Origin of the sequence: Rhodococcus sp. BP-241, from assembly GCF_019836145.1 — a bacterium.
Taxonomy (GTDB): domain Bacteria; phylum Actinomycetota; class Actinomycetes; order Mycobacteriales; family Mycobacteriaceae; genus Rhodococcoides.
The window spans coordinates 668,236-679,825 of record NZ_JABUEI010000002.1; the positions used below are offsets into that span (position 1 = coordinate 668,236).

12 protein-coding genes and 1 rRNA gene are annotated in these 11,590 nt (G+C 66.6%); 11 read left to right on the forward strand and 2 right to left on the reverse strand.

Going from position 1 to position 11,590, the window contains the following annotated elements:
• Positions 1-13: 13 nt before the first annotated feature.
• The 8 genes from HQ308_RS06380 to HQ308_RS06415 all read left to right on the forward strand — a co-directional run bounded on the left by HQ308_RS06380 (position 14) and on the right by HQ308_RS06415 (position 6,752).
• Entirely contained in the window at positions 14-256 is a 243-nt protein-coding gene (locus HQ308_RS06380) for an ATP synthase F0 subunit C (RefSeq protein WP_027507220.1), read from the forward strand.
• Positions 257-261: 5 nt separating this feature from the next.
• A complete protein-coding gene (locus tag HQ308_RS06385) occupies positions 262-825 on the forward strand; it encodes a F0F1 ATP synthase subunit B (protein ID WP_027507219.1) in 564 nt (187 codons plus the stop codon).
• Positions 822-1,652, forward strand: a complete 831-nt coding sequence (locus tag HQ308_RS06390; protein WP_222645932.1) for a F0F1 ATP synthase subunit delta — start codon at positions 822-824, stop codon at positions 1,650-1,652. Before HQ308_RS06385 ends, HQ308_RS06390 begins: the two co-directional genes overlap by 4 nt.
• A gap of 128 nt (positions 1,653-1,780) precedes the next feature.
• Positions 1,781-3,424, forward strand: coding sequence for a F0F1 ATP synthase subunit alpha (gene atpA, locus HQ308_RS06395; RefSeq protein WP_027507217.1), 1,644 nt, complete (start codon positions 1,781-1,783; stop codon positions 3,422-3,424).
• Between the two features lie 42 nt (positions 3,425-3,466).
• Positions 3,467-4,441 carry a F0F1 ATP synthase subunit gamma gene (locus tag HQ308_RS06400; protein WP_027507216.1) on the forward strand — a complete coding sequence of 325 codons (975 nt, stop codon included), beginning with the start codon at positions 3,467-3,469 and terminating at the stop codon, positions 4,439-4,441.
• Between the two features lie 2 nt (positions 4,442-4,443).
• A complete protein-coding gene (gene atpD / locus HQ308_RS06405) occupies positions 4,444-5,895 on the forward strand; it encodes a F0F1 ATP synthase subunit beta (RefSeq protein WP_027507215.1) in 1,452 nt (483 codons plus the stop codon).
• A gap of 6 nt (positions 5,896-5,901) precedes the next feature.
• Complete coding sequence (locus HQ308_RS06410; RefSeq protein WP_027507214.1) at positions 5,902-6,270, forward strand: F0F1 ATP synthase subunit epsilon; 369 nt, start codon at positions 5,902-5,904, stop codon at positions 6,268-6,270.
• A gap of 47 nt (positions 6,271-6,317) precedes the next feature.
• The gene (locus HQ308_RS06415) at positions 6,318-6,752 is read left to right on the forward strand and encodes a DUF2550 domain-containing protein (RefSeq protein ID WP_231476479.1); all 435 of its coding nucleotides are present in this window, start codon (positions 6,318-6,320) and stop codon (positions 6,750-6,752) included.
• A 24-nt stretch (positions 6,753-6,776) separates the two neighbouring features.
• Here HQ308_RS06415 and HQ308_RS06420 read toward each other — a convergent pair whose 3' ends face one another.
• Positions 6,777-7,358, reverse strand: coding sequence for a cob(I)yrinic acid a,c-diamide adenosyltransferase (locus HQ308_RS06420; protein ID WP_027507212.1), 582 nt, complete (start codon positions 7,356-7,358; stop codon positions 6,777-6,779).
• Between the two features lie 65 nt (positions 7,359-7,423).
• On the opposite strand from HQ308_RS06420, the gene murA reads away from it, so the two are divergent.
• Complete coding sequence (gene murA / locus HQ308_RS06425) at positions 7,424-8,677, forward strand: UDP-N-acetylglucosamine 1-carboxyvinyltransferase (protein WP_027507211.1); 1,254 nt, start codon at positions 7,424-7,426, stop codon at positions 8,675-8,677.
• 18 nt (positions 8,678-8,695) lie between these two features.
• Here murA and HQ308_RS06430 read toward each other — a convergent pair whose 3' ends face one another.
• Positions 8,696-10,105 carry a PLP-dependent aminotransferase family protein gene (locus HQ308_RS06430; RefSeq protein ID WP_222645933.1) on the reverse strand — a complete coding sequence of 470 codons (1,410 nt, stop codon included), beginning with the start codon at positions 10,103-10,105 and terminating at the stop codon, positions 8,696-8,698.
• 95 nt (positions 10,106-10,200) lie between these two features.
• On the opposite strand from HQ308_RS06430, the gene HQ308_RS06435 reads away from it, so the two are divergent.
• Both HQ308_RS06435 and HQ308_RS06440 read left to right on the forward strand, forming a co-directional pair.
• Positions 10,201-10,896 carry a pyridoxamine 5'-phosphate oxidase family protein gene (locus HQ308_RS06435; RefSeq protein WP_261775759.1) on the forward strand — a complete coding sequence of 232 codons (696 nt, stop codon included), beginning with the start codon at positions 10,201-10,203 and terminating at the stop codon, positions 10,894-10,896.
• Between the two features lie 584 nt (positions 10,897-11,480).
• Positions 11,481-11,590: ribosomal RNA gene (locus tag HQ308_RS06440) — 16S ribosomal RNA — on the forward strand; the annotation flags it as partial.

An 11,590-nucleotide genomic window follows, 5' to 3' on the forward strand; every position in this document is an offset into this window, starting at 1 on the left:
GGAACACATCACAATGAGCCTCACCTACCTCGCGCAGGAAGCACAGGAAGTCACCGGCGCAGGCTACGGAGCCATCGGCTACGGCCTCGCGGCCATCGGCCCCGGCATCGGCGTGGGCATCGTGGTCGGTAAGGCCATCGAGGGCATCGCGCGTCAGCCCGAGCTCGCCGGCCAGATCCGCACCAACATGTTCCTCGGTATCGCATTCACCGAGGCCCTCGCGCTGATCGGCCTCGTCGCCGGCTTCATTTTCTGATCGCCATGTCGACATTCGCAGTCCTCGCAGCAGCGGAGGGGGAAGAGGACATCAATCCTCTCCTCCCCGCGACCTACGACATCGTCTGGTCTGCGGTCTGCATCGCCGTCATCGGGTTCTTCTTCTGGAAGTTCGTGCTCCCGCGATTCCAGACGGTGCTCTCCGAGCGGTCCGAGAAGATCGAAGGCGGGATCAAGCGCGCCGAAGAGGCACAGGCCGAAGCCAAGGAGGCGCTCGAGCAGTACCGCGCCCAGTTGGCCGACGCACGCCAGGAAGCCGCCAAGATCCGTGAAGACGCACGCACCCAGGGTCAGCAGATCCTCGCGGAGATGAAGACCAGTGCACAGGCGGAGAGCGACCGCATCGTGGCCTCCGGTCACCAGCAGCTCGCGGCTCAGCGTCAGCAGATCGTCACCGAACTGCGTGCCGATCTGGGCCGTACGGCTGTCGAGCTGGCCGAGAAGGTCATCGGCGAGCAGCTGTCCGACGACGTCAAGCGTGCCGGCACGATCGATCGTTTCCTCGACGAACTCGATTCTGTCGGCGCAGATTCCGCTAGCGGGAAGTGAGCACCATGTACGCAGCGAGTCGTGAAGCCCTCGCCGAGGCCCGCACCGTCCTGACGGCCGAGCTCGATGCGGCGTCGGATGCGACGTCGGCTGCCGCCGGCGCCGGATCCGACCTCTTCGGGGTCGTGTCGGTGCTCGACGGACAGCGTCCACTGCGCGCCGCACTCGCGGACGCGTCGGCTGCTCCGGACGCGCGACGCGCGCTCGCGGGCCGCCTGTTCGACGGCAAGATCGGTGCAGCGGCCACCGCCGCACTGCAGGCCGCCGTCGCACAGAACTGGTCGTCGGCCCGTGACCTCACCGACTCGCTCGTACTCCTGGGCCGTGAGGCACTTCTGCGCGCGGCGCAGGACCAGGATCAGTTGGGCACCGTGGAGGACGAGCTGTTCCGTCTCGGCCGCATCATCGCCGGCGATCCTGCCCTCGAGCAGGCGCTGTCCGATCGAAGCAAGCCCGCCGAAGCGTCGGGATCGCTCCTGTCGACGTTGCTCTACGGCAAGGTCACCGCGATCACCGAGGCCCTGGCGATCCAGGCCGTCGGCCGACTGAAGGGTGCTGCACCGGCATCCGTGTTCGGCGAACTGTCCGCACTCGCGGCCACTCGTCGTGACAAGGAGGTCGCTCACGTCCGCAGCAGCACCGAGCTGAGCGACGATCAGATCTCTCGGCTCACGTCCAGGCTGGAAGGCTTCTACGGCAAGTCCGTGACCGTCCACGTGGAGGTGGACCGGGAACTGCTGAGCGGACTGGTCGTCCGTGTCGGCGACGAGGTCATCGACGGCAGTGGTGCGGGTCGTCTCGCCTCCCTGAGGAAGTCGCTCCGGTGAGCGGTACGCATCGCAGCACCCGAGTTCTGTAGCAAGCCCAGTTCGGTAACAAGCCCCACCCCGCGTTTCGGACGTCGACCGCACAGCCGGTCCGGCCACGAAACACCAGACAGTGAGAGCAGGAAAACATGGCGGAGTTGACGATCTCCTCCGACGAGATCCGTAGCGCGATCGAGAGCTACACAGCGAACTACGCACCGGAGTCCTCTCGTGAAGAGGTCGGTCTGGTGTCCGACACGAGCGATGGAATCGCTCACGTGACGGGCCTCCCGTCCGCAATGTCGAACGAGCTGCTGGAGTTCCCCGGCGGCATCCTCGGCGTGGCACTGAACCTCGACGACCGTGAGATCGGTGCCGTCATCCTCGGTGACTACGAGCACATCGAGGAAGGCCAGGAAGTCAAGCGCACCGGCGAGGTCCTCTCGGTCCCCGTCGGCGACAACTTCCTCGGACGCGTCATCGACCCGCTGGGCAAGCCCATCGACGGTCTCGGTGACATCGAGTCGAACGAACAGCGTGTCCTGGAGCTCCAGGCGGCATCGGTGCTCGAGCGCCAGCCCGTCGAGGAGCCCCTCGCGACCGGCATCACCGCCATCGACGCCCTGACGGCCATCGGCCGCGGCCAGCGTCAGCTGATCATCGGCGACCGCAAGACAGGCAAGACCGCCGTCTGCGTCGACGCCATCATCAACCAGAAGGCCAACTGGGAGACCGGCGACGCCGACAAGCAGGTGCGCTGCATCTACGTCGCCATCGGCCAGAAGGGTTCGACCATCGCGGGCGTCAAGTCCGCTCTGGACGAGCACGGCGCCATGGAGTACACGACCATCGTCGCCGCTCCCGCGTCCGACTCGGCCGGCTTCAAGTGGCTCGCCCCGTACACCGGTTCGGCCCTCGGCCAGCACTGGATGTACCAGGGCAAGCACGTCCTCATCGTGTTCGACGACCTGACCAAGCAGGCCGAGGCGTACCGCACCATCTCGCTGCTGCTGCGTCGCCCGCCGGGCCGCGAGGCGTACCCCGGTGACGTCTTCTACCTGCACTCCCGTCTGCTCGAGCGGTGCGCGAAGCTGTCCGACGAGCTCGGTGGCGGTTCGATGACGGGTCTGCCGCTGATCGAGACCAAGGCCAACGACATCTCGGCCTTCATCCCGACCAACGTCATCTCCATCACCGACGGCCAGGTCTTCCTCGAGTCGGACCTCTTCAACAAGGGTGTCCGTCCCGCCATCAACGTCGGTACCTCGGTGTCCCGAGTCGGTGGCGCGGCGCAGACCAAGGGTCTGAAGAAGGTTGCCGGTTCGCTCCGTCTGGAGATGGCTCAGTTCCGCGAGCTGGAGGCGTTCTCCGCCTTCGCGTCCGACCTCGACGCCGCGTCCAAGGCGCAGCTCGAGCGCGGTGCCCGCTGGGTCGAGCTGCTCAAGCAGGACCAGTACACCCCGGTGTCCGTCGAGGACCAGATCGTCTCGATCTACCTCGTCGACGCCGGCTACTACGACACGGTCCCGGTCGAGGACGTTCGTCGCTTCAACCGCGAGCTCCTCGAGGATCTGCACCGCAACGCGTCGAGCGCCTACGAGGCGATCGCCGGCGGCAAGGTTCTCAAGGACGAGGCCGCCGACGCGATCACGAAGGCGACCGACGAGTTCAAGCAGGGCTTCCTGACGTCCTCGGGCGAGCGGATCGTCAACGAGGCAGAGGCCGACGCGCTCGACAAGGGCGACGTCGACCAGGAGAAGGTCACCGTCACTCGCAAGACTGTCAGCAAGTGATGAGCGGACCCGTGGCACGTCGAACAGGGAGTGAGGTGACAGATGCCCAGCATTCGTGAGCTGCGCTCCCGGATCAGGTCGACCAACTCGATCAAGAAGATCACCAAGGCGCAGGAACTGATCGCGACCTCGCGCATCACCAAGGCGCAGGCCCGCGTCGAGGCGTCGAAGCCGTACGCCACCGAGATCACCAAGGTGCTCTCGGCGTTGGCCAGTGCCTCGGGTTCGCTGGACCATCCGCTGCTCACCGAGCGTGCGGAGCCCAAGCGGGCCGCCGTGCTCGTCGTGACCAGCGACTCGGGTCAGTGTGGTGGCTACAACTCCAACATCCTTCGTGAGGCCGAGGAGCTCCAGCAGCTCCTCAAGTCCGAGGGCAAGGAGCCGGTCATCTACGTTCTGGGCCGAAAGGGCCTGACGTACTACACGTTCCGTGATCGCGACGTCAAGGGCGCGTGGACGGGCTTCTCGCAGCAGCCGGCGTACACCGATGCCGCGAAGGCCGCCAAGCACCTCGTCCAGCTGTTCATGGCGGGGTCCGGCGAGGAGATCGAGGCACCGAACGGCGAGGGCACGGTCGAGGGTGTGGACGAACTCCACATCGTCTACACCACCTTCGTGTCGATGCTGTCGCTCAAGCCGACGGTGCGCCGCATGGCTCCTCTGGAGATCGACTACGACGACGAGGAGATCGAGCTGGGTGCAGACATGCTCAGCGACTCGCCGTCGTCGAAGGAGGTCACCGCGCAGTACGACTTCGAGCCGGAGGCGGACACGCTGTTGTCCGCGCTGCTCCCGAAGTACGTGAGCACCCGCATCTACGCCGCACTGCTCGACGCGGCGGCATCCGAGTCGGCCGCTCGTCGCACCGCGATGAAGGCCGCCACGGACAATGCCAACGATCTGGTCAATGCCCTGTCACGCCAGGCCAACCAGGCACGCCAGGCTCAGATCACCCAGGAAATCAGCGAGATCGTCGGCGGCGTCGACGCGCTTGCCGCGAGCTCAGGAAGAGACTGAACATGACCGCAGCAGTAACCGATAGCACGGGTTCCGGCGCCAAGTCGTCCGAGAACGGGCGCGTCGTGCGCGTCATCGGTCCCGTCGTCGACATCGAGTTCCCCCGTGGATCCATCCCCGCGCTGTTCAACGCGCTGAACGCAGAGATCGAGCTGAAGGCCGTCGCCAAGACGCTGACGCTCGAGGTCGCACAGCACCTCGGCGACAACCTCGTGCGCACCGTGTCGATGCAGCCCACCGACGGCCTCGTCCGCGGCACCCCCGTCGTCGACTCCGGCAAGCCGATCTCGGTTCCCGTCGGTGACGTCGTCAAGGGTCACGTGTTCAACGCCCTCGGCGACTGCCTGGACAGCCCCGGACTCGGCCGTGACGGCGAGCAGTGGGGCATCCACCGCAAGCCCCCGGCCTTCGATCAGCTCGAGGGCAAGACCGAGATCCTCGAGACCGGCATCAAGGTCATCGACCTCCTGACCCCGTACGTCAAGGGCGGAAAGATCGGTCTGTTCGGCGGCGCAGGCGTCGGCAAGACCGTGCTCATCCAGGAGATGATCACCCGTATCGCACGTGAGTTCTCCGGCACGTCGGTGTTCGCCGGCGTCGGTGAGCGCACGCGTGAGGGCACCGACCTCCACCTCGAGATGGAGGAGATGGGCGTTCTGCAGGACACCGCCCTGGTGTTCGGTCAGATGGACGAGCCGCCGGGCACGCGTATGCGCGTCGCCCTCTCGGCTCTCACCATGGCCGAGTACTTCCGCGACGTGCAGAACCAGGACGTGTTGCTCTTCATCGACAACATCTTCCGGTTCACGCAGGCAGGCTCCGAGGTCTCCACTCTCCTCGGCCGCATGCCGTCCGCCGTGGGCTACCAGCCCACCCTCGCCGACGAGATGGGTGAGCTCCAGGAGCGCATCACCTCGACGCGTGGTCGTTCCATCACGTCTCTGCAGGCGATCTACGTGCCCGCCGACGACTACACCGACCCCGCACCGGCGACGACCTTCGCCCACCTCGATGCCACCACCGAGCTGTCGCGTCCGATCTCGCAGAAGGGCATCTACCCCGCTGTCGATCCGCTGACGTCCACCTCGCGCATCCTGGAGGCGTCGATCGTCGGAGACGAGCACTTCCGCGTCGCCAACGAGGTCAAGCGCATCCTGCAGAAGTACAAGGAGCTGCAGGACATCATCGCCATCCTCGGTATGGACGAGCTGTCCGAGGAGGACAAGGTCACGGTCTCCCGTGCCCGTCGTCTGGAGAAGTTCCTCGGCCAGAACTTCATCGTCGCCGAGAAGTTCACCGGTGAAGAGGGTTCGGTCGTGTCGCTGGCCGACACCATCGAGGCGTTCGACAAGGTCACCAAGGGCGAGTACGACCACCTTCCCGAGCAGGCCTTCAACAGCTGCGGTGGACTCGACGACGTCGAGGCCGCAGCCAAGAAGATCTCCGGAAAGTAGTCCGAGATGGCTGAGATGGACGTCGAACTGGTCGCAGTCGAGGAACGCCTGTGGTCGGGAACGGCCACGCTGGTCAGCGCTCAGACCACCGAGGGCGAGATCGGCATCATGGCCGGACACGAGCCGGTTCTCGGTCAGTTGATCGAGGGCGGCACCGTGGCCATCACGACGGGCGACGGTGAACGGCGCGTCGCCGCCGTGCACGGTGGTTTCCTGTCGGTCACCGGCCGGACCGTCACCATCCTCGCCGAGTCCGCCGAGTTCGCGGAGGACATCGACGTCGAGGCTGCGCGGTCCGTGCTGTCCGAGGGCTCCGACGACGAGGAGGCGCTCGCGATCGCACGCGGGCGTGTCCGCGCGGTCGAGCGGGCCTAGGTACACGAGAAGAAGCCGCGGCGGGTTCCGAAGAGATGACGTCCTGGATGACAGTGCTTGTCGTTCTGGTCGTGCTGCTCGGAGGGCTCGCCGCGGCTTTTCTGTATCGGTTGGTGCTTCTCCGCCGCGGGGGCACTGCCGTGATCCTGCGCAGTCTTCCCGCCGCGGCGGGAAGTGGGTGGCGTCACGGCATCGTCCGCTACGGCGAGAACGTGCTCGTGTTCTACAAGCTGTCGAGTCTGCGTCCGGGTCCGGACCGCCGCATGATCCGCCAGACTCTGATCCAGGGCGAGCGGCGCAGTCCGCAGAGCTCCGAGTTCGACATCATGAGTGACGAGACCGCGATCGTCGAACTCGACGCGGGGGACCGCCGCTACGAGATCGCCATGGAGCGTGGCCCGTTCACTGCATTCACGTCGTGGCTCGAGTCGAGGCCGTCCGACCGGTCGCAGCGCAACATGCCGGGCAGCGGCCCGGCCTGACACCTCGCTCGCTCGGGCCCGTGGTCAATCGCGCGAACGCTCGCCGCCCGGCTTCCACAGGACGTCGCCGTCCGGGTTGGTGACCCGCCCGAGAATGAACAGCAGATCCGACAGTCGGTTGAGATAGGTCGCCGGCAGCGGCCCCGTCGTCTCGGGATGTGCCTCGACAGCGGCCCACGCTGCCCGCTCCGCCCGTCGCGCGACGGTGCGCGCCTGGTGTAGAAACGCGGACGCAGCCGTCCCGCCAGGAAGGACGAAGGAGGTCAGCGGCGCGAGAGTGTCGTTGAACTCGTCGCACCACGTCTCGAGCCGCGTGACGTACTCCGGCGTGACGCGCAGCGGTGGGTACTTCGGGTTCTCCTGGATGGGAGTCGACAGGTCGGCTCCGGCATCGAACAGATCGTTCTGGATCCGGCGCAACACCGTCGCCACGCCCTCGGGCGGTGATCCGACCGCCAACACCAGTCCCAGAGCAGCGTTCAGTTCGTCGCACTCCGCGTAGGCCACGACCCTCGGGTCGTTCTTCGAGACGCGGGAGAAGTCGCTGAGACCCGTCGTCCCGTCGTCGCCGGTACGGGTGTAGATCGAGGTCAGGTGAACCGCCATGGATCAACCCTACTGGCAGTCGGCCGATGCTCTGATCGACGACCGATGCCTCTACTGTTGACGTCGTGAGTGAACGTTTCCTGGTCACCGGCGGTAGTCGTCTCTCCGGCGACGTGTCGGTCGGTGGGGCGAAGAACAGCGTGCTGAAGTTGATGGCCGCGGCGCTGCTCGCCGAGGGCACGACCACCCTCACCAACTGCCCCGACATTCTCGATGTCCCCCTCATGGCCGACGTTCTCCGTGGGCTGGGGTGCGACGTCGAACTCGAGGGGGATGCCGTGCGCATCACCACCCCCGCAGAGCCGAAGTATCACGCCGACTTCGCGGCGGTACGCCAGTTCCGTGCGTCGGTGTGCGTCCTGGGACCGCTGGTCGCGCGGTGTCGCAAGGCCGTGGTGGCACTGCCCGGCGGCGACGCCATCGGCTCGCGTCCGCTCGACATGCACCAGTCGGGTCTGCGCCTGCTCGGCGCGCACAGCGAGATCGAGCACGGGTGTGTGGTCGCGACAGCGGAGAAGCTGCACGGCGCGACGATCCGGCTGGCCTTCCCGTCCGTGGGCGCGACCGAGAACATCCTGATGGCGGCGGTGCTGGCCGACGGCGAGACCGTGATCGACAACGCTGCCCGCGAGCCGGACATCGCCGATCTGTGCGCGATGCTGAACAAGATGGGTGCTCGCGTCGAGGGTGCCGGAACTCCGACGCTGACCATCATCGGTGTCCCCAGCCTGAAGCCCACCGAACACCGCGTCATCGGTGATCGCATCGTGGCCGCGACGTGGGGCATCGCCGCGGCGATGACCTGTGGCGATGTCACGGTGTCGGGGGTCAATCCCAAGCACCTCACCCTCGTGCTCAACAAGCTGAAGGCGGCCGGCAGCACCGTCACCCTCCGCCCCGACGGATTCCGCGTCGTGCAGGAGGAACGACCGGTGGCCGTCAACTTCGCCACGCTCCCGTTCCCCGGGTTCCCGACGGACCTGCAGCCCATGGCGATCGGCCTCGCCTCGGTGGCCAACGGCACGTCGATGATCACCGAAAACGTCTTCGAGGCCCGGTTCCGCTTCGTCGAGGAGATGATCCGGCTCGGTGCCGACGCGCGAACGGACGGCCACCACGCGGTGGTCCGCGGAGTGTCGCGGCTGTCGAGTGCACCGGTCTGGTCCTCGGACATCCGCGCGGGCGCCGGTCTGGTGCTCGCCGGCCTCGTGGCCGACGGCACCACCGAGGTGCACGACGTCTATCACATCGACCGCGGTTACCCGCGGTTCGTCGAGCAGCTGCAGGATCTCGGCGGAGACATCGAACGCGTGCAGTGACGCTCGCGCCGCTGCGCGTCAGTCACGGTGGCGTCGGAGTTCGTCGACCAGAACGGTGAGTGCCGTTCGGAGCTCCGTGTCGGTCAGTCGGCCGTAGCCGATCACCAACCCGCCCACGTCGGTGTGCGATCGAGTGGACAGCGCCACGGTCGGTACCTCGATTCCGCGGTGTGCTGCGCCGCGGGCGACCGCCTCCGCTCGTCCCGGCGACAGGACGAGTGTCGTGTGCATACCCGCGCCCAGGCCACGGAGTTCACCGAACGGCGACAGCGAATCCCGTACTGCTGCATCGTGATCGCGGTAGCGCCGCCGCGCCGCTCGCACCGTGCGATCCCACTCGCCATCGTCGAGCAGTGACGTCATCGCCGAGCACAGGGGTGTCGACGGGAAGTCGCCCGTGGCCAGGCGGTGGTCGAGCACCGGCCGGACGAGGTACGACGGCAGCACCATCCACCCGAGTCGCACGCCTGCGCCCAGGGTCTTGGCGATGGTGCCGAGGTAGACGACGCGATCCGGATCAAGGTGCGCCAAGGCGGGGGGCGGCGCAACGTCGTAGCGGTACTCGGAGTCGTAGTCGTCCTCGACGACGACGGTGTCGGTGCTCTGCGCATGGGCGATGAGCGCGGCACGACGTCCCACGTCGAGGGTTCCGCCGGTGGGGTACTGGTGAGACGGTGTCACGTACACGGCGCGTGTCGTCTCGGGCGTGGACACGAGCGTGTCGACCCTCATGCCGCCGGCATCCACGGGGACGTCGTACAGGTCCCAGCCCATCGCGATCGCCGCCGACGCCGCAGTCCGATATCCCGGATCCTCCATCGCCAGAACAGGTCTCGGGTCCGGACGGTCCGCGCGCATCGCCGCGAGTGCCAGAGTCAGCCCATGGGTGGCACCCGTCGTCACGACCACGCGATCGGGATCGACGCTCATTCCGCGCGCGCGGCCGAGCAGCGAACACACGCTGCGGCGAAGATGGACGGGCCCCGCCGGATCGGGGTAACCGGGGGGAGCGGGCTCCGCGCCGGCGATGCGCCACGCCCGCCGCCATGCCGCGGTCGCGGAGGGCGGTGTCCAGGGGATGCCCGGTCGAAGCGCGAGCGTGGGGAGAGCGCTGTCCGCCTCTGCGCGTGGACGCGCGTCGGATACGGCGGCGGCGGTCGGTGTGACGGACCGCAGGTCGGGGGAGACGAATGTCCCGGATCCGGCGCGGCCCTCGATCCATCCCTCTGCGGCGAGCTGGTCGAAGGCCTGATCGGCGACGCCGCGGGAGACCGACAGCTCTGCGGCCAGCGATCGGGTCGACGGGAGACGATCGCCGGCGACCAGAAGTCCGTCGACGATGGCGGTGCGTAGTGCGTCGGCGATCTGCAACGGGAGTGGACGCGTCGAGGATCGGTCCACGGAGAGTGGTAACGCGTGTGAGGCCATGACGTCGATGCCTTCCCGCTGGTCGAAGTGGTCCAGCCGAACAGTATCGAAGTGGACCGTGACAGCGGACCACTGTGATCCGCACACTGATTCGCATGACGATGCACGATGCCCATGGCCGGCGGCCCGACACCTCGTCGACGGCGACAGCTCTCTCCCCGACACCCCGAACGACGTTGCGACGCAACCGAGCGCGCGCCCAGGCGGATCGCGCTGCTCTGACGGACGTGCTCGACGCCGCACAGCTCTGTCACCTCGGAGTGGTGGTGCAGGGAAGTCCCCTCGTCGTCCCGACTGCGTTCGCCTACGACTTGGACGGTCCCGATGCCGAAGGGACGTTGTACCTCCACGGCTCGGTGGCCGCGACGACCCTGGGCGCTCCCGGTGACGTCTGCGTGAGCATCACGGTGCTGGACGGGCTGGTGCTGGCGCGCTCCGCGTTCCATCACTCGATGAACTACCGGAGTGCCGTGGTGCGGGGGACACCCCGTGTCGTGGACGACGAGGGCGAGCGCGCCGTCGCACTCGATCTCATCGTGAACCAGCTGGTCCCCGGCCGGACCGATGTGGTCAGGGCCAACACTCGCAAGGAGCTGGCCGCGACTCGCGTGGTGGCACTGCCGCTGTACGAGGCGTCGGTGAAGGCACGGTCGGGCGGACCGAGCGACGACGAGGGGGATATCGCCGCCGGGGGAGTGTGGGCCGGCGTCCTCCCGTTGACGACGCAGGTCGGCGAACCCGTCCCGGCGCCCGATCTGGACGAGATCGGCGCGGCATCCCCACCGATGTGAGCGGCGTCATAGTCGGTCTGTAGGTCCAGGGCGAGCGGGCGCGGGAGCCGACATACGGGTTGACCTGGGCTGACGCCGCGTGGACCGCGGAACACCTGCCGATTTGCATGGAGCGGTCCGCAGGCGTAACTTTCTTCGAGTCAGAGCGACACGGACACCGACCGAAGGCCTTACGGGGCTGGGCGAACGAGGTGGGACGGAGTCGCATGGCCGATCGGACAGAAAAGGCTCGTCTGCACGTCGTGTAGGCTGAGCGTACAGTCCAACTTCCTGATCCACGTGGTGCCTGGTGTTTGACTCGGGTGTTGCGGTGTGGTTAGGCTGGAACGGTTGCCCCGGATCCTCCTGCTTCGTGTGGGTGGTGGTGGTGTGTGCGTGTTCTTTGAGAACTCAACAGTGTGTCGATGAATGTCAGTGCCAATATTTTGTTTTGGTTTGCTGGTTCTTCTCCTTCTTCCCGTCGGGGAGGGACCGGTTCTTTTTTGTCAGCAATGGAGTTATTGCTGGCGTGAGTTTTATTGCTGGATTTGGCTCTCTAGTTTTCATTGACTTCCTGGTTTCTAGCCGGGGGTTGATAAGAGTCTTCAACGGAGAGTTTGATCCTGGCTCAGGACGAACGCTGGCGGCGTGCTTAACACATGCAAGTCGAACGGTAAGGCCCTTCGGGGTACACGAGTGGCGAACGGGTGAGTAA